The following is an 18,025-nucleotide window of genomic DNA, read 5'->3' on the forward strand; positions in this document are numbered from 1 at the left end:
AGTGGGGCGGGAACGGTGCGGGCCGGTGTCATCCCGCCCCGGTCCGTACCCATGGATTCCGAGGTGGTGCATCCTGGACACAGCACGTATGTCGTCGAGCAGAGGAGAACCGGGTGGCCACGACGCCTGAGGAAGTGGATGTGCTGATCGTCGGGGCCGGCATCTCCGGCATCGGTGCAGCGCGTTACCTGCGAACCGAGCATCCCCGCAAGTCGATGATCATCGTCGAGGCTCGCGACAACGCGGGCGGGACCTGGGATCTGTTCCGCTACCCGGGAATCCGATCCGACTCCGATCTGCACACCTTCGGCTACGAGTTCAAGCCGTGGACCGACAAACAGGCCATCGCCGACGCACCGCGCATCCTCGACTACCTGCACGAGACCATCGACGAGAACGAGCTCGCCGGCAAGATCCGGTACGGCCACCGGGTCGTGGCGGCGGCGTGGTCCTCCGAGAGGGCCCGCTGGCTCGTCGACATCGAACGCACCGACACCGAACGCACCGACACCGATCAGGGCGGGAGCGGACACGAGCCGGAGCGCGTCCAGATCAGCGCCAGATGGATCTTCTGCGGATCCGGTTACTACGACTACGAGAAGGGCTTCGCACCAGAGTTCGCGGGGCAGGAGCGGTTCCGCGGTCAGATCGTTCATCCACAGCACTGGCCGGAAGACCTCGACTACGCAGGCAAGCGAGTGGTGGTCATCGGCAGCGGGGCAACCGCGGTGACCCTGCTACCGGCGATGGCGGAGGAAGCTGCGCACGTCACCATGCTGCAGCGCACACCGACCTACATCATCCCGTTGCCGCGCGAGGACGCGATCGCCAACACCTTGAAGAAGGTCCTCGGCGACAAACGCGGCTATGCGTTGACACGACAGAAGAACGTCGCGCAGCAGCGGATCCTGTTCGAACTGTGTCAGCGCTTCCCGAAGGTCGCTCGACGGCTGATCCGCAAGATCAACGAGTCACAGCTCCCGGCCGGATATCCCGTCGACGAGCACTTCAAACCGCCATACAACCCGTGGGATCAACGCCTCTGTGTTGTTCCCGACGCGGATCTCTTCCGCACCCTCCGGTCCGGCACGGCGTCGATCGTCACCGACCGCATCGACAGTTTCACCGAGAACGGCATCCTGCTCGAGAGCGGCCAGGAACTCGAGGCCGACATCATCGTCACCGCCACCGGCCTCAACATCAAGATCATCGGCGGTATCGACCTCAGCGTCGACGGTGATCCCGTGTTTCTGCCCGACACCGTCGTCTACCGGGGAATGATGTTGTCGGGCGTCCCGAACTTCGCGCTCGCCATCGGTTACACCAATGCCTCGTGGACGCTGAAGATCGGCCTGCTGTGCGAGTACTTCTGCAAATTGCTCGCGCACATGGACTCTCACGGTCATGACACGGTCTGGGCGGTAGCGGATCCGTCGATGCCGACCCGTCCGCTGCTCGACTTCGGCGCCGGATATGTCCAGCGAGCGCTGGACACCTTGCCGAAGCAGGGTCCTGAGGCCCCGTGGGTCATGTCCATGAGCTACTACACCGATCGACGACTGTTCCGGGGCAGCGTCGTCGACGACAATCTCCGGTTCTCGGGAGCAGGAGACCGCTCACGGACCCCGGCTGAGACGCACATCTGAGCGGGCCGCGTGCCCGGATGGGGCCGACTCGGACCCATTCCGGGACGACGCGGGCTCGGTGGTCACATCCGGGCGAACCGAGCGAGCCAGTAGCAGTAGACGCCGTAGGCGGCGATCCCGACTGCCGCGGCGACCATCAGCACCTGGCCGGCGGGTAGCCCGGCCAGAGACTTCACCGCACCGTCGATACCGGTCGCCTTCGAGGGGTCGGCAGTCGCGACCGCGACGATGACGAGAATCCCGGTGCCCACCAGAACGGCACCCTTTCCGCAGTAGCCGATGATCCCGGCAAGGGTGGCGCCCTTGTCGTCCGAGATCTTGAGATCGTCGAGGAATGAGCGGCTCGCACCCTTGTAGACGTGGTAGATCCCCACACCGATGATGATCAGTCCGGCGGCCACCAGAACGAACTTTCCACCGCCCGACTGCAGGAGCCGCGCGGTGAGTCCGGCGTTCTCCTGGCCGCTCGACTTGCCCTGACCGGTCGCGAATCGGATGGCCGACCACGCGAACCCGACGTACACGACGGCAAGCGACAGCGCTTTGCCGCGGTCGAACCACTGCTCGGCACCGTCATTGTCCTGACCGGGTTCGGTGGCATGCGGGCCGACGATCGCCTCGGCAAGCCGCCAGAGGGCGAGCGCCGCGAAGGCCACCACCGCGATCCACAACACGACCCGGCCGCCCGATGAGTCCGCGAAGATGCCCAGGGCGCCGGACTGGTCGGCATTTCCGGTGTCGCCGAACGCGATTCGCAAGACGATATAGGCGATCAGCAGGTGCAGGACACCGCTGACGGCGTGCCCGGCGCGGGCCAACCGCTCGAACCACGGGCTGTCGGTGGCGCGGTCGACCGCGCCGGTCACCTGGTTGTGGGTCATCTCGCTCATTCTCCCCGCTGGTTGCGGAGTTCTCGCGCCTGTTCGACGAACTTGCGGTCCTTCTCGTCGTTCTTGTCCGACGCCTTGGTATCTCGAGGAGGCAATTGCAGGTGCTCTTCGGCAGGCATCCCGGCCTGGAGTTGCCGGCCGCGCTCGAGCTCGGAGTCGAATTCCGCCCCGAAGAGCAACGCCAGGTTGGTCAGCCACAACCACAGCAGGAAGACGATCACGCCGGCCAGTGCGCCGTAGGTCTTGTTGTAATTGCCGAAGTTCGAGACGTACAGGGCGAAGGCGGCCGACGCCACGATCCACGTGACGATGGCCAGCACCGCCCCGGCACTGATCCAGCGGAACTTCGGCTGGCGCACATTGGGTGTTGCCCAGTAGAGGATGGCCACGATCAGGATCACGAAGATCAGCACCACGGGCCAGCGGACGATGTTCCACACGGTCAGCGCGGTGTCACCGAGGCCGATCGCGTCGCCGATGGACTGCGCGATGGGTCCGCTGACCGCGAGCATCAGCGCCACCGCCGCCGCGAGAACCAGCGCCACGAAGGTGACCAGCAGCATGAGCGGACGTAGCTTCCAGACCGGACGGCCCTCGTCGATCTCGTACATGCGGTTCATCGCCCGACCGAATGCACCGACGTACCCCGACGCAGACCAGAGCGCGCCGGCCAGGCCCAGGACGAGTGCGAAGCCCGCGCTCGGTGCGGACACGAGTTGTTCTATCGGACCTCGCAGGGTGTCCACCGCCGACGACGGACCGAGGTCGTCGACCATCTTCAACACGGCGTCTGTCGTCTTCTCTCCCTGACCGAACACGCCCAGCAGTGACACCAGGGCGAGAAGAGCGGGGAACAGTGACAGGACCGCGTAGTAGGTGAGGGCTGCCGCCAGATCTGTGCACTGATCGCGGGAGAACTCGCGGGCCGTCTTCCGCAGGACGAACAACAACGACGGTTTGGTGAGGTCGGTGGGCGAGTCGGGCTTACGCGGATCGTCCGGGTCCGCGGACTCCGGATCGTCGCGTACGTCCTTGTCGACTGGGGGAGCATCGTCTTCGCGCTTCACCCCAGGGTCATAACCCCGGGACGTCGACGCCAAACTTTCCGCGGTGGGCGACGCCTTGTCCGACGCTCAACCTGGCATCATCCGGCGATGCGAAAGGCCGCATCCACAGTGGTTTGGAGGTCTGCCTGAATCCTGCGCGTGATGGCCGCCGGGGTTTCTTGCACCAGCGGCATCAGGTCGACAGGAGCGCCGAGGGTCACCACGGGGGCACGGCGGTCGCCCGGGTAGGCGATGCCCGCCGACACCAGACACACCTGCGTACCGTTCCGCAGAGCGCGGTGTGCGATGTGCCCGATCCCTGTTCCGAGCTTCTGCACGTGTCTCGGGTCGACCTCGTTGCATGTGCCCTCGGGAAAGACGGCAATGCTGTCACCGCGTGCCATCCGTTCGACGCAGACCCCGATCATCTGGCGTCCCGCGTCCGCAGCGGCTCGTATCCCGTGATCCTTGGTCCGGAAGACCGGGATCCCGCCCAGGGTGTCGATCTTCCGGCGCTGTCGAGGCTCTTCGAACAGCTCGTCCTTCGCCAGGACCCGCATGCGCCCGATCCGGGCGCGCAGGGGAGACCGGAATCCGGCTGCCGCCAGTACCAACGGATCGCGATCGGAGACGTGGTTGGCGGCGATGAGCAGCGGCGCACCACCCCGCACGGCACGCATCAGGGCATCCCGATCGGCCGGGCGGACCGTGGGCCGGATGCGCGCAGCGAGCAACCCGTACATCATCCGAGCCCGGGTCCGGTTCTGTTGATGGGACAGGTAGTGCTCGTATACCGCTCGAGAGTCGGGGAGGGTGACGTCCACCTAAGTTACGGTACCGTAGGTTCGTGCGGACCACGGCCGGTTCGGCCGACCGTGGCGTCGTCGGGTCACCAAGACCCGGGTCACGAAGACCTCGGTCGAAGAACTCAGTCGGGGACCACCACGGCGCGGCCACGCAGTTCATTCGCGGCGAGTCGCCGGTACGCCTCGAGCCCGTTGTCCAACGAGAACTTCTCGACGGCGACCTCCAGAACGCCATCGCGCGCCAGATCGAGGACCTCGATGAGCTCGTCGCGCGCACCCCAGTAGGGAGCCCGGACCGAGACCTCGTAGGGCTGCGAGAAGAACCCGACCTTCGCCGCGGCCACACCGTCGCCGATACCGACGATCACCACATCGCCCATCGTGCCGACGATCCCCATCGCCGTGTCGATGGTCGGTTGGAGTCCGACGAAGTCGAATACAGCTGTGGCGCCTTCATTTCCGGTGATCTTGCGAACATTGGCGACGGCATCCGCATCACTGAGGACGGTCTCGTGGGCACCGACCTCCCGGGCGAAGCTCAGCTTGTCCTCGCTCACATCGAGCGCGATGACCCGTGCTGGAGTGAGATGCCGGAGCAGTTGGATCCCGATGTGGCCGAGCCCGCCGGCGCCGATCACCACCGCCGTCGTGCCACCGACGAGCTTCCCGAGCGACGGCTTGATCGCGTGATAGGGCGTCAGACCTGCATCGGTGAGCGGCACTGCGGCGACCGGGTCGAGGTCGCCGAGCGGAACGAGATGGCGTGCGTCGTCGACGATCAAGTACTCGGCCATCGCACCCTCCTTGCCGAGGCCGGGCGGCGCGATGCCCAGTTCGGCCGCGCGGGGGCAGTAGTTCTCCAGACCGCGCGAACAGAAGTGGCACACGCCGCAGCCCCACGGCCCGTACACGGCGACCGAGGTTCCTTCCGAGAGCGTGGTGACCCCACTGCCGACAGCTGCCACCACACCTGCGCCTTCGTGACCGAGGGTCATCGGCAGCGGATAAGGAAAGCCCTCGGCGGGCATGTTCAGCACGAAGTCGTCGGAATGGCAGGCGCCGGCTGCGGTGACCTTCAGCAGCACTTGACCGGGGCCCGGGGTCGGCTTGTCCACTTCTCGCAGTTCGGGAGCTTGACCTGGTGTGACGATCTGGATGGCTTTCATGCAATGAGACCTTTCATTTCTGTCGTCCGTGTCGACCCCTCCTCCGGTCTACCCGCACATGGTGAAGCTCGCATACGTTGCGGCATCTAGCGCCCATCCGACCGGTACATGGCTCGTTGCATTCGCGAGATCTGCTTCCTGCGGCGTTCCCGCTCGGCCCGCAGGCGCGCGTCGGAGCGGGACGCCGCGTACTCGTTCTCTCGCTGCAGACGGTGATAGCTGTCGAGGCGACGGCGGGGGAGGGCGCCGGATTCGATGGCCGCCACGACGGCGCAACCGGGTTCGCCGGCGTGTGCGCAGTCGGTGAACCGACAGCGTGCGGCCAGTTCGGTGATCTCCGCGAAGACGGTGTCGATGCCGTCGTCGGCATCCGCCAGGCCCACGCCGCGGAGTCCGGGGGTGTCCAGCAGCACCCCGCCCCGAGGGAGCGGCACCAGTTCCCGCCAGGTGGTCGTGTGTCGACCTTTGCCATCCGACTCACGCACCGCGTTCGTCGGCAGGATCTCGTCACCGAGCAACCGGTTGCCGAGAGACGACTTCCCGGCACCGGATGGGCCGATGAGCACCACGGTGCCTCGCAGGGTGGCCGCCAGGGCGTCGAATCCGTCGCCGGTGACGGCACTGGTCACGACGACCTCCACGCCGGGCGCCACCGCCGTCACGTCCGACAAGGCTTGCGGCACATCGCTACAACGGTCTGCCTTGGTCAGGACGAGCACCGGCATGCCGCCGCTCTCCCAGGCGAGGGCGAGCATCCGTTCGATCCGGCCGGGTGTGATCGGATCTGCCAGCGAGGCGACGACCACGACGGTGTCGACATTGGCCGCCAGCACCTGCACCCGGGAGTTACGCGACGCGGTCGCCCGGACAACCGCGGTGCGGCGGTCGAGTACTCGGACGACGGCCGCCTCGACCGTCGGGGTCGGGGGTCGCACGGCAACCCAGTCGCCGGTGCAGGGCGTCATGTTGTCGTCGTCCGAGTGCGGAGCAAGTGCCGTTCGGAGGCGCCGGCCGTCGGCGACGACATCGCAGAATCCGCGTTCGGCGCGGACGACCCGTCCGGGCACGAGACCGTCGGCCCGGAACGGGCCGAACGCCTCATCTCGCATGTCATCCCACCCGAGTTCGGCGGGAGTGGGAGTCGGCGACGGGCGAGAGGGAACCGGTGAAGACGAGGAATTGGATGAGGGGGTGTCGGAGTGAGTCAACGTAGAGACCTTCGTCGGAGCGGGCCCGGCTCGCAAGGCGTCTCCGACCCACCGAGGCGGTGGGGTCGAGCGCGAATCAGGCTGCGACGCCTGGAATGAGGGCCCTGGGGATGAGGATGATTCGGGCACAGCGCACACACGTGCGATCCATGACGGTCATCGACTCACCTCCGATGTCTTCGTTGTCGACTGTTTGTCAGGCGTGGGCGACGCTACCACTGACGGGCTCGCCGGCGCGCCCCATTTTCCGGGCACATATCGCGCGGTCACCCAGCGGTCGCGACGCTCACCATCGCCGCATCGGATACCGGACTGCGCAGTCGACGCATTGCCGTGCCGCCGGTAAGACCTCGAGACGCTCGGGATCTATGGGAACGCCGCAGGTCTCGCATCGACCGTACGATCCGTGCCCGAGGCGCTCCATGGCTGCGTCGATCTCGTCGAGGCGCACCCGAGAACGTTCGAGTTGCGCCACCAGATGGCCGCGTTCGACGGCCAGGGTCGATCCCTCGGGGTCGTGTTCGTCGTCCGCGGCGGCATCCGCGGTCGCCTCGATCACGGCATCCAGCCGCGACGACAGCGAATGGATGAGCGCGGCCGTCCGAGCACGTTCGGCCGTCAGGGCATCCCGTGACAACCGCGGGGAGTCGGATGCATCCGCGCCGTCCGAAGACGTCATGTCCCGCAGAAGGTCTGGAAGCTGTCGCTGAAGGCCTGAGGGGCCGGCGCGGCGTAGTGGGCCAACTCGGTGCGTCGCTCGTAGGGACGCGTGACAGCCTCCAGCAGGCGCTCGAACGGCTCCATGTCTCCATCGGTTGCGGCTCGCAGTGCCGCGTCCACCTGGTGGTTTCGCGGAATGTAGAGCGGATTGACGCGGTCCATCGCCTCGGCGGTCCTCTGCGGCGGCCGGCCGATGCGTTGCAGGGATGAGCGCCAGCGCTCGAGCCAGGGCCCGATGTGCTCACGCGGTACGGCACTGGCGATGGGCACGTCGTCGCCGCGAAGGTCGTCGGCCAGTGCGCGGAACGTGGTGGTCCAGTCGGCGCGATGTTCCTTCATCAGCGTGAGGAGGTCATCGATCAGCTCGGGGTCGGTGAAGGCTTCGGAGAGTCCGATCTTGGCGGACATCCCGGCCATGAAGTGGCGGTCGTAGCGGGTGTCGAAGGTCGTCAGTGCTGCGGTCGCCGCGGCGATGGCCTCGTCGGGGTTCGGTCCCACCAGCGGTAAGAGAGTCTCGGCGAATCGGGCGAGGTTCCACTTCAGGACGACGGGTTGGTTGCCGAATGCGTATCGCCCGCCGTGATCGATCGAGCTGAAGACCGCTGACGGGTCGAAGGCGTCGATGAAGGCGCAGGGGCCGTAGTCGATGGTCTCGCCGGAGATGGTGGTGTTGTCGGTGTTCATCACGCCATGCACGAAGCCGACGAGCATCCAATCGGACAGGAGCTGCGCCTGGCGTTCCAGAACCGCCTCGAAGAACTTCAGGTAACGATTGCCGCCGCCGGTCTCGGGCATCTCCGACAGTTCGGGGTAATGCCGGGTGATCGCGTAGTCGGCGAGCGGTTGGACGAGGTCGGTGTTGCGGGCCGCGTACTCGAAGGTCCCGACCCGCAGATGGCTGGCCGCCACACGGGCCAGCACCGCGCCGGGTTCGATCCCGTTGCGCTGCACGCCTCGTCCGGTTGCCACGACCGACAATGACCGGGTCGTCGGGATACCCAGTGCGTTCATCGCCTCGCTGACGAGGTACTCGCGCAGCATCGGGCCGGTCACCGCGAACCCGTCACCACCCCGGGAGAACGGCGTGGGCCCAGACCCCTTGAGCTGCAGATCGATCCGCGTTCCGTGGGTGTCGACGAGTTCGCCGAGAAGCAGCGCGCGGCCGTCGCCGAGCAGCGGTGTGTACCCGCCGAACTGGTGACCCGAGTACGCGGTGGCGACGGGCGTCGCGTCGGCCGGCGCCGCTGCGCCCGACAGGATGGCGATGCCGTCGTCGGAGCGGAGTGCCTCGACCTCCAGTCCCAAGGACTCGGCGAGTTGCTCGTTCAGCACGAGGAGCGTGGGATCAGGTGCGTCCGCGCTTCGCCACGGCACGGTCAGCGGAGTCAGCGCGTCGGCGAACGTGCGGGTGAACCCGCTGATCGCGGTGCTGATGCGGGCGGGGGAGTCGGGGGCAGCCACAGTGTCGAGAGTAACCAGTTCGACGGTCGGCAAACCGCCCGGAACGACGCGGCCTCACACGATGGTGCTCGCGGTCGACGACGTGGTCAGATCGCGACGGCCGTCCCGCAGATACCGCAGGCCTCGAACTGCTTGCGGCCCCACCGGGCGATCGGGATGAAGAAGACGGTGAATTGAGTGAACTCGCGCATGCGAGTCCACTGGGTGGTGTTGTGGCAACGCGGACACGTTCGGGTCTGCCCGGCACCGAGTCGTTGCTGTTTGCGGCCGTAGCCGAAGAGGAAGAACACCCCATCATCGTAGAGAGACGCCGCAGCGGCCTGCTCGACTTCGCTCCGCTCGCGGCGACGCCCGTCACGTCTCGCCACCTCGGCCCCGTCTGGCGAATCTCCGGCGTCGGTACGCTCGAGAGTGTCCGGTTTGCCGGTACGGGCCCGTCGTCGCCGTGCTGATCGTCGGACACCGAAGAGCTTGGAGGTAGGCATGGATGGACTGATCTTGATCGCGGTCATCGTTCTGGTGGTCGTCGGCGTGGTGGTGATCGCGCAACGGCGCTCAGGCGTATCGGCGGCCCGCACGCTCGACGACGCGAAGGCCGATGCGCGGCAGGCGATCGAGCGGCTCGGTGGTCAGGTCTTCATGCTCGTCGGTGACGGACCCGCGTCGAAGCAAGCACTGGCCGACGCCGGTGAGCGCTACACTGCCGCGGGTTCGCAGATCGAACAGGCCAATTCGCCTGCGCAGGCCCGACTGGCCAAGCAGACTGCGATCGAGGGTCTGTACTACATCCGGGCCGCCCGCACCGCGATGAACCTCGATCCCGGTCCGGCGATTCCCGAGCTCGACGGTCAGCGGAGCGCCGGAGCGGTCACCGAGGAACGCGAGGTCGACTTCGAGGGCCGACAGGTGGCGGCGTCGCCGACACCGTCGGAACGGACGCCGAACTATTACCCCGGTGGTCGTGTCGCCGGTCGACCGGTACCTGCCGGTTGGTACTCCGAGCCGTGGTGGAAGCCGGCTCTCGTGGCCGGCGCGTGGGGACTCGGATCCATGTTCTTGTTCTCGGCGATGTTCTCCGGCATGGCCGGGGTCCCTTACGACGCCCAGGGATTCGAGAGCGGAGCGGGTGACGCCTCCGACGCGGGAGCCCTCGATGGCGGGGATGCCGCCGGTGAAGGCGACTTCGGAGACGGCGGCGGAGACGGCGGGTTCGGTGGCGACGGCGGGTTCGGTGGCGACGGTGGGTTCGGTGGCGACGCTGGATTTGGCGGTGGCGGAGACGGGTTCGGCGACTTCGGCGGTGGCGGCTTCGATTTCTGAGGCCCGGCTCTGGCTGGTCGTGGCGACTAGGCGGACTGGTCCGGACGACCGGTGGGCACGACCCCACGCAGGAATGTCAGCTGATCGGCGATCACCGAATCGAAGAGCGGCGGCAGGTACGGGCTGAAATGCCCGCCGGGATAAGCGATCACCGTTGACGTTCTGATACGTCGTGCCGCTTTCCGCGCGGATCGCGCCGGCGCGATGTCATCGCCATCAGCGACCTGGATCAGCGTCGGACAGGTGATCGTGCCGGCGCGGCGACCCGGCGAATACAGCCCGACCCGCAGGACAACCCGCGCAGCCACCGTCTCGGCGTGATCTCCGCGCCGATAGCCCGATGCGGCCACCATCCGATCGACGGCGTCCTCCGCGCCGGGTGCCGTCATCACGGCAACACTTCCCGGCACACCGATGGAGTCGACGTAGACCGGTTCGGCTCCGCGCACCGCGCGCCATGAGTCGCGCAGGGCTGCCGGCAGCAGTCGCAGCGACGCCCTGACCCCGGTTGCCCGCACGGCGGCGGGCCCGTCGGTGTGCGGGACCTGCGCGATGATGGCGGCCAGGTCCTCGCCGTCTGCCCCCATCGTGAGGACGTGACCGCCGGCGAACGACGTGCCCCAGGCGACCACCGCTGTCGGGTCGACGCGATCGAGCCGGCGCGCCCATGCAATCGCCGCACGCCAGTCCTGGAGCTGCGACGGGATGTCCAGTACCTGTCGCGGCGTCCCGTCGCTGTCCCCGAAGGTGCGGTAGTCGAACAGCACCACGGCATACCCGGCCTCGGCGAAGCGAGCTGCGTAGGCGGGCAGACGTAGTTCTCGCACGCTTCCGAAACCATGCGCCATGACGATCACCGGAACCGACGCGTCGCCGGATGGCAGATAGATGCGCGCGGCGCACCGGGTTCCGCGAGACTCGAATGCCGATTCGACGGTCGCGAAGGACCCGTCACCCACCGTGGAACCCATCTCCGCCACCCTTCGACAGTCTTCTTGAACGACGTTCAAGACGGTAGCGCATCTTGAGCAGCAGTCAAGATAAGGTCGACGGGTGCCCCGGAATCGACGACCCCGCGATCGCGAGGAGAAGCGTGCCGAGATCGTCGACGCGGCTCGCGAATTGTTCCTCGCCGTCGGATTCGACAACGTGTCGATCACGCAGATCGCGGCCGCTGCCGGAGTGACGTCGACAACGATCTACTGGTACTTCTCCGGTAAGGACGAGCTGCTCGTCGCCGTACTCGACGGTGTGCTGACCACCTCGCTCGGCCGGTTCGACGAGCTCGCCGACACCGACCCCACCGACCGCATCGTCTGGGTCGTCGACGAACTCCGGTCGATGAGCACACTGGTGGACACCGTCCACACCCGACGGCTTTCGTCGACGCTCATCGACGACTGGCACACCAGGTTTCACACACTCGCGGACGAGCTGACCCGGGCGATGCTGCCGCCGGGCCTCACACCCGATGTCGTGCAGGCACAGTGCCGCATCGCCACCTTCGTCATCGAGGGTCTGCTCACCCACCCGCTGGACTTCGACGAGACCCGGGCCGTCGCCCGGTCACTGGCGGCGACCATCGGCGCCACCGGGCGGGCGTCGGAACAGAGCCGGTGACCGGCTCCACAACGCACGCCGCGGACGACCCGAGGCCTCGTCGACGCGAACAACTCGTCGTGACGGCGGTGACCTCGACGATGGTCCTGCTGGTCCTGGACTCCAGCATCGTGGGCGTGATGCTGCCGACCATCACCCGCGACCTGGATCTCGATGTCGCACAGTCGTCGTGGCTGGTCTCGGTCTACCTGTTGATGCTCGCCGTGTTCGCGCCTGTGGGTGGGCGTCTCGCGGATGCGCGGGGAGCGGTCACCATGTTCCGGGTCGGGATGATCGGATTCACCGTCGCATCGCTGATCATCGCTCTGGTCCCCTCGTTCGCCGGGGTGATCATCGGCCGTGCCGTCGCCGGTGTCGCCGGTGCCGTGCTCATGCCGGCCTCCCTCTCGCTGATCATGCAGGCGGTGGACGAGACCCGACGGTCGGGCGCCATGGCGGTGTACACCGGAGTCGGCCAGGGGTTTGCCCTGATCGGTCCTGCTCTGGGTGGCGTATGCGCACAGTTCCTCACGTGGCAGGTCGGCTTCCTGATCAATGTCCCGGTGGGCGTCGCTGCCCTAGTGCTTGTCTCGATGGCGCGTCCTCGCACCCGCCCACCCACCAGGCAGTCCTGGGACGGGGCGGGCATCGTGCTAGTCGTCGCGGGGATGGGCGCGGTGGTCACGGCACTTCTACAGGGCCCCGCCTGGGGGTGGAGTTCGCCCGCGGTGCTCGCTCTCCTCGCCGGCGGGAGCGCAGCCCTGGCGGCGTTCGTCTGGGACTCTCGTCGCTCCGTCGATCCGGTCCTCGACCTCGCGCTGCTACGGGAAGCCCCGTTCGCTGTCGGCACCGGACTCCTCGCTGCCCTCGGATTCTCGATGACGGTCGCCACGATCTACGGTGCGGTGGCTCTGCAGCAGGCAATGCACCTGCAGCCTTTCGAATCCGGGATCGCCCTGCTGCCTCTGGTGGTGCCGTTGTTGATCGCCACCCGGCTCGTCGGCGCCCGCTACGAGAGATACGGACTCCGCCGCGTCACGGTCGCCGGATGTGCCTGTATGGCAGGCGGAATGGCAGTCGCAGGTCTCGGCTTCGCCCACTCGTCGGTTCTGGTCGTGACGATCGGACTCTGTCCGATCGGCGTGGGGATCGGCACGCTGCTGAGTCCCTTGACCGCCGCCACACTCGCCGCCGTTGTGCCCGACCGGCGTGGCCAGGCCTCCGGACTCATCACCACTGGCCGGCAGCTCGGCGGCATTGTGGGCGTGGCCGTGTTCGCGGCGGTTCTTGCCGGCCACCCCGACGACACGGGAACCGCTGTCGGGTTCTTCATCACCGCGGGCCTGATGCTGCTGGCGGGTGCGGTGGCGGCGACGCACAGTCGTCAGCGACCTGTCCGGTGATGAACCGTCACGCCTCGATCGGACCGTGCGCGGTCACGAGAAGAGCAGCGAGGTGATGTCGGCGCGGTGGGGCTTCCCCTGCTCGGTGACCGGTACGGCGTCGACGATCACGATGGTCACGTCGCCGAGACCCGGCCGGGCCTGGTCGAGATGGGCTTTCAGGTCGTCAGTCGTCACGGTGGCGCCGGGACACAGCGTCACGACCACGCCGAACGCTCCGGGGGCGCGGTCCGGCGCGGGCACGGCCACGGCGTACCGAACCTGCGCGTGCGCGCAGAGGGTGTCTTGGAGGTCGACGGGGAAGGTGTCTCCCGCGTCGGTGCGTCGCATGTCACCTGAACGTCCCCGCACGGTCAGATAACCGTCGACGTCGAGAACACCGACATCGCCTGTGTCGAACCATCCGTCGTCGGTGAAACCCGGGCGGGGCGGGGCCACGCTGTAACGGTGCGCCTGTGCCGGGGTCCGCACGTGGATCACTCCTTGCTCACCGGACAGACAGAGTGCGCCGTCGTCGCCACGGATCTCGAGATCGACCATCGGCAGGGGCCTCCCAGACGTGCCGAGGTGCGGCGACCCGGCCGAGTATTCGGGACCCGCGAGCACACTCACCACTCCGAATTCGCTTGCGCCGTAGGGGTTGGCGAGTGCACTCCGGCCCATCCGGAGCACCAGGCGCCGCCGGAGGGAGGCCGCGGCGTCGGCACCCACATGACTGATGGCGATCACCGAGGACAGGTCGGTCCCGGGAAGGGCATCGCTGTCGATCAGATCTACGAGCAACGGCTCGACCAGTGCGAGGTGAGTGATCCGGGCTTGCGCGATCGTCGCGAGGACCTGCGTGGGTACGAATCCGTCGTGCAGGTGGACGCACCCGCCGCCGAGGAGAACCGTGTCCATGAGCGTCTGGGCGATGTATGCCAGTGGGGTGCAGATCAACTGCCGTCTGCCGGGGGTCGGGCCCAGGTCGACGAGACGTCGATATTCGCGCTGCGTTCGCACACTCGCCTTGGAGACGCCGGTGGTGCCGCCGGTCGCGACCAGAACACACTCGTCGTCGGGCGAGATCTCCACGTGCAGAGCGCGATCAATGCCGCCGGCGGCCGCGTCGAGCATCAGGTTCGGCAACCCGTCGACCGGCCCGACGGACAACACTCGCGCGTCGACCACATCTGACACGGCGTGCGCCGTCGACGGGAAGACGATCACGAAGTCGGCACTGGTCCGGGAGAGGAACACGCGCAACCGCTCCGGCGATCCGGCGTCCGGACAGAACACCGTGGCCGCACCCAGCGACGACGCCGCATAGCGGGCGGCGACGGCTTCGCCGGTGGCCGGCGCGACCAGCGCGACTCGATGCCCCCGGCCGATATCGTGAGTCGTCATGGCGCCCGCGAGACGCGCTACGAGGCCGAGCAACTCGTGGCCGGTGTACCCGCGATCCTCGTCGACGAGTACGACACCGGTGCCGTCGGTGAGGAGGCGGCGTCGGATCGCCTGGACGTAGGAGACCGTGTCGTCGGCGTCAGTCGTGGAGTGGGTGTCTTCCGTGGTCATCAGAAGCCTTTCGGGAAAGGGGGTCGGCTGGCGGGTCGGGTGCCAGCAGCGCATTCAGTTGTGCGCGTAGTCGTTCGGAGCGTCCGGTCCCGTCCTCACCGGCATCCACCGCGACAGCCACTGCGGTGATGGCGTCGACGATCTCCTCGACTTCGACGGCACGCGGTAACGCATCCTCGGCGAGTCGGCCGACCGGCGGGGGCTCGGCGAGCAGGGCGGTACAGGCCTCCCGCGCGCGATGCGCCAGGCGGTAGGCGTCGTCGCCGCGCCGAATCCAGTGCGCTCGCAACTCCGAGGGCCTGCTCGCCTCGAGCAGATAGGCGTGAGCAGCCGTGACGCAGTCGTTGATCCGCGCGGCACGGGGCAGACGCCAGGAGTCGGGCCACAACAGGTGTCCGACGAGCACGGCGACAGCCGCGCCGATCACCGTGTCGACCAGCCGGAGTTCCGGGCCGACCGGATCGGGGCCGCCGATCGAGCTCGCGAGCAGCGCCGACACGGTCACGCCGACCACGTCGAGAGCATAGGACCGCGGGGCGGTGAGCACGGCGAACCCCAAAGCCGCTGCCGCTACAGCCGCCACCGACAGACCCGACGGCCAGATCGCGAGCACCAGCGCGGCGAGCAAGGCTCCCGCCAGCGTCCCGGCGAGCCGGTTCACGGTGCGCGTCATCACGGTCGCGTACTCGGGCCGGACGATGACAGCCACCGTCAACGGGAGCCAGAACGCGTGCGATGCTTCGTGCAGTGTGGCAGCGACCGCGGTCGCTGCGGCCATACACAACGCGATCCGCAGGCCGTTCATCAGCGCTTCGGCGGACACGAGGCTACGGGCCAGTGCGCCCGCCGCCCGGCCGCCGGGCTGGTGGTCTGGCACAGCAGTCGGATCCAGGGCAGCAGCCATGGCCCGTAGCGCGGGCGTACCAGGAGTCCATGCGATGTCGACGGGGGTTGGATCCCCACGGCGAAGTCGGTCGGCCTGCTGCCGGAGGGCGTCGACGACCGTACCGGGCGCAGGCGTTCCGTCCGCATGGACAGCCGCCGCAGCGTAGGCCACACGACGGGCCACCGAATCGCGTCCGGTGATCTGCGCGGCAGCCGACGCCGCCGCCAGCGCCGCCCGCGCCCTCGACGATCGGGGGTGGTCGCACGTGACCGCTGCGGCATCGAAGACTTCGGCGACGGTGAGGCGTTCGAATGTGCCGCGCCGAAACGGCCATGGGGCAATGGTCGCGGCCGCCACGATCACGGTTCCGATCGAGTACATCGAGGCCTGTCCGAGTGGCGAGAGGCCGGATCCACCGAACTGACCGAATGCGACGCCGATGCTCAACATCATGCCGAACGCCGGTGCGTGCGGACCCACGCCGCCGACCATTCCGGACACCATCCCCGCGACGGCTGCGACGGCCACCAGGAGCACGACCATCCCGTGGTCGGCGGTGCACGCTCCGATCGCGATGCCGACCACCGCACCGCAGAGTTGCGCCAGAAGAGCCGTACTCCGTGCGCGGTAGGTACCGGGCGGGATGAACGCGACCGCACATGCGGCGCCGAGGTAGGCGACGCCCACTGCATCGAGGTGGCCGACGACCGCACCGACGATGGCGATCACCCCGGCCGCGACCACGGCTCGGGCCGCTGCCGCGTATGCCAGCGGTCTGGATGTCGGTGCGAGCGATGCGACGAGCACGTCACGAACGGTGCGAGCGCCGGTCACTGCAACGGGAGGGAGCGATCTGACCCGCATGCGCACCCTCCTCGCTCCGTCGTCGTACTCGCCGACTCAAGCGTGAACGGTTCGACATGAATTGTCGTCCGTGCGATGACGTAGATTTCGGTGCCACCGGATGGTTCAGCGATGGGGAGTCTGAACCCTTGTCACATCGAGCGATCCGGGTCGACCGGCGGCGCCGGACCCGTTGACCACGCGGATGGAAGAAGTGGTGTGTGCCACCTGCGGACCTGGGGTCGACGCAGGTGACACACCGGCATGAGCACTTGTGATGCTTTCCACTTCACGTGTGGGTGTGATCAGCAGAGATCACGAGAACAGGGTGGTGAAGGTGAGGATCGAGGTGGCACAGAGCATCAATCCGATCGTCACCCCCGCATACGCATGGTCGGCTACGACCGGGGCCTCTTCGGCGGCGCCCCGCGCCTGGGTGGTGTGCACAGTCGAGCTGGTCACCGGCAGCACTCCTCTGGAAATCTCTGATCACCGACCTCAGAACAGTAAGTCGCGCAACGCGCGTGACCCGTCGCCGACGCGCAGCTGAGGCTGCACCGATGCCGGCCGTAGCAGCCGATCACAGAATGGTCACGGTGTGTTCTGAAGAGGTTTGAACGGTTGGCGCCCGCCCGCGTGGTCGACGAATTTCGCCGGGCGGCATGTCGAACAGTATCGCACACATGTGCGATACTGTTCGCGTGAAAGCGCAGACACGGGCCGGGCTGACACCCGGCGACCTGGAAGCCCTGTCCGCAGCGCTCGCGGCCGGCAAGCGAGCCACCGTCTATCTCCGCGATCCCATGCCGTCACTCGATCTTGCGGCCGGCACCTCGGCGCGGGTGGTGTCCGTCGATGGCTCCACGGTGATGGTGAGCCCCAAGGGGGTCGACGACCAGTTGCCGTTCGAGGCCGACGAGCTGTCCAGGACCCGCGCGGCGACACCCGCCCCAGAGCCCACTACTCGGCGGCGCACACCACCCACCTCGTTGACGACCACTCGACAGACAACCGATGTGGCTCGCCCAGAGACGAGTTCACGGCCGGAGACGAATACACCGCCGCGCACGAATCCGCCGAAAGGCAGCACGAACCCGCCGGCAGAATCGACGCAATCGGTCGAGGCCGGCCCCAAACCGGCGGCCAAGACATCGCGGCGGCCCAAGACGCCGACCGCGCCGGTGAGTGTCACTGTCACGGCCGCGGGGGAGAGCACCTGGACGGTGTCGGTGTCCCACGGTGCCAAGAAACAAGGCAAGCCAACGGAAGTGACGGCCGATCGGGTGGCACGAGCGATGCGCGAGCTAGGGGACGAGTCCGCGATGGCGGCCGTCGACAACGTCATCGAGTCCGCCCGTACGGCGGCGCAGAAGCGGATCGAAGAACTCAGCCACGAGCTGGAGGCCGCACGCGCAGCGCTCGCGCATCTCGACGGTCAGACTGCCCAGGACTGACGTTCGTGCCTGCGCGTCCG

General features: G+C 67.6%; 17 protein-coding genes. 5 read left to right on the forward strand and 12 right to left on the reverse strand.

Going from position 1 to position 18,025, the window contains the following annotated elements; translation table 11 throughout:
• Window positions 1–113 precede the first annotated feature (113 nt).
• On the forward strand, window positions 114–1,646 hold the full coding sequence (locus MAY35_RS04555; protein WP_238419591.1) for an NAD(P)/FAD-dependent oxidoreductase: 1,533 nt from the start codon (window positions 114–116) through the stop codon (window positions 1,644–1,646).
• Window positions 1,647–1,708: 62 nt separating this feature from the next.
• On the opposite strand, the gene MAY35_RS04560 is transcribed toward MAY35_RS04555, so the two are convergent.
• The 8 genes from MAY35_RS04560 to MAY35_RS04595 all read right to left on the reverse strand — a co-directional run bounded on the left by MAY35_RS04560 (window position 1,709) and on the right by MAY35_RS04595 (window position 9,233).
• Window positions 1,709–2,527: a DUF1206 domain-containing protein gene (locus MAY35_RS04560; protein ID WP_238419593.1), complete on the reverse strand. Its 819-nt coding sequence runs from the start codon at window positions 2,525–2,527 to the stop codon at window positions 1,709–1,711.
• A 5-nt stretch (window positions 2,528–2,532) separates the two neighbouring features.
• Window positions 2,533–3,603: a YihY/virulence factor BrkB family protein gene (locus MAY35_RS04565; RefSeq protein ID WP_238419595.1), complete on the reverse strand. Its 1,071-nt coding sequence runs from the start codon at window positions 3,601–3,603 to the stop codon at window positions 2,533–2,535.
• A 77-nt stretch (window positions 3,604–3,680) separates the two neighbouring features.
• Window positions 3,681–4,406, reverse strand: a complete 726-nt coding sequence (locus MAY35_RS04570; RefSeq protein WP_238419597.1) for a 1-acyl-sn-glycerol-3-phosphate acyltransferase — start codon at window positions 4,404–4,406, stop codon at window positions 3,681–3,683.
• 104 nt (window positions 4,407–4,510) lie between these two features.
• On the reverse strand, window positions 4,511–5,554 hold the full coding sequence (locus MAY35_RS04575; protein ID WP_238419599.1) for an NAD(P)-dependent alcohol dehydrogenase: 1,044 nt from the start codon (window positions 5,552–5,554) through the stop codon (window positions 4,511–4,513).
• Between the two features lie 86 nt (window positions 5,555–5,640).
• Entirely contained in the window at window positions 5,641–6,663 is a 1,023-nt protein-coding gene (rsgA, locus tag MAY35_RS04580; RefSeq protein ID WP_238419600.1) for a ribosome small subunit-dependent GTPase A, read from the reverse strand.
• A gap of 385 nt (window positions 6,664–7,048) precedes the next feature.
• Window positions 7,049–7,441 carry a TraR/DksA C4-type zinc finger protein gene (locus MAY35_RS04585; RefSeq protein WP_238419601.1) on the reverse strand — a complete coding sequence of 131 codons (393 nt, stop codon included), beginning with the start codon at window positions 7,439–7,441 and terminating at the stop codon, window positions 7,049–7,051.
• The gene (locus MAY35_RS04590) at window positions 7,438–8,943 is read right to left on the reverse strand and encodes a YdiU family protein (protein ID WP_238419602.1); all 1,506 of its coding nucleotides are present in this window, start codon (window positions 8,941–8,943) and stop codon (window positions 7,438–7,440) included. The genes MAY35_RS04585 and MAY35_RS04590 overlap by 4 nt, the downstream gene beginning before the upstream one ends.
• Window positions 8,944–9,029: 86 nt before the next feature.
• Entirely contained in the window at window positions 9,030–9,233 is a 204-nt protein-coding gene (locus MAY35_RS04595; protein WP_238419805.1) for a zinc-ribbon domain-containing protein, read from the reverse strand.
• Between the two features lie 193 nt (window positions 9,234–9,426).
• Here MAY35_RS04595 and MAY35_RS04600 point away from each other — a divergent pair, with 193 nt between their 5' ends.
• On the forward strand, window positions 9,427–10,263 hold the full coding sequence (locus MAY35_RS04600) for a DUF1542 domain-containing protein (protein WP_238419603.1): 837 nt from the start codon (window positions 9,427–9,429) through the stop codon (window positions 10,261–10,263).
• Window positions 10,264–10,289: 26 nt separating this feature from the next.
• Here MAY35_RS04600 and MAY35_RS04605 read toward each other — a convergent pair whose 3' ends face one another.
• Window positions 10,290–11,234 (reverse strand): alpha/beta hydrolase, encoded by a 945-nt coding sequence (locus tag MAY35_RS04605; protein ID WP_238419604.1) that lies wholly within the window; start codon window positions 11,232–11,234, stop codon window positions 10,290–10,292.
• 82 nt (window positions 11,235–11,316) lie between these two features.
• Between MAY35_RS04605 and MAY35_RS04610 the strand changes: the two genes are divergently transcribed.
• Together MAY35_RS04610 and MAY35_RS04615 are read left to right on the forward strand one after the other, a co-directional pair.
• Entirely contained in the window at window positions 11,317–11,883 is a 567-nt protein-coding gene (locus MAY35_RS04610) for a TetR/AcrR family transcriptional regulator (protein WP_238419605.1), read from the forward strand.
• Window positions 11,880–13,265, forward strand: coding sequence for an MFS transporter (locus MAY35_RS04615; RefSeq protein WP_238419606.1), 1,386 nt, complete (start codon window positions 11,880–11,882; stop codon window positions 13,263–13,265). Before MAY35_RS04610 ends, MAY35_RS04615 begins: the two co-directional genes overlap by 4 nt.
• A 33-nt stretch (window positions 13,266–13,298) precedes the next feature.
• Here the strand turns inward: MAY35_RS04615 and MAY35_RS04620 are convergent, their stop codons facing one another.
• The 3 genes from MAY35_RS04620 to MAY35_RS04630 all read right to left on the reverse strand — a co-directional run bounded on the left by MAY35_RS04620 (window position 13,299) and on the right by MAY35_RS04630 (window position 17,013).
• Entirely contained in the window at window positions 13,299–14,822 is a 1,524-nt protein-coding gene (locus tag MAY35_RS04620) for a class I adenylate-forming enzyme family protein (RefSeq protein WP_238419608.1), read from the reverse strand.
• On the reverse strand, window positions 14,791–16,515 hold the full coding sequence (locus tag MAY35_RS23350; RefSeq protein WP_238419610.1) for an FUSC family protein: 1,725 nt from the start codon (window positions 16,513–16,515) through the stop codon (window positions 14,791–14,793). The genes MAY35_RS04620 and MAY35_RS23350 overlap by 32 nt, the downstream gene beginning before the upstream one ends.
• A 351-nt stretch (window positions 16,516–16,866) precedes the next feature.
• Window positions 16,867–17,013 carry a hypothetical protein gene (locus MAY35_RS04630; protein ID WP_238419612.1) on the reverse strand — a complete coding sequence of 49 codons (147 nt, stop codon included), beginning with the start codon at window positions 17,011–17,013 and terminating at the stop codon, window positions 16,867–16,869.
• A gap of 221 nt (window positions 17,014–17,234) precedes the next feature.
• Here MAY35_RS04630 and MAY35_RS04635 point away from each other — a divergent pair, with 221 nt between their 5' ends.
• Window positions 17,235–18,005 (forward strand): DUF6319 family protein, encoded by a 771-nt coding sequence (locus MAY35_RS04635; RefSeq protein WP_238419613.1) that lies wholly within the window; start codon window positions 17,235–17,237, stop codon window positions 18,003–18,005.
• Window positions 18,006–18,025: the final 20 nt, after the last annotated feature.

Origin of the sequence: Gordonia sp. 'Campus' (genome assembly GCF_022206305.1) — a bacterium.
In the GTDB taxonomy this organism is placed as follows: domain Bacteria; phylum Actinomycetota; class Actinomycetes; order Mycobacteriales; family Mycobacteriaceae; genus Gordonia.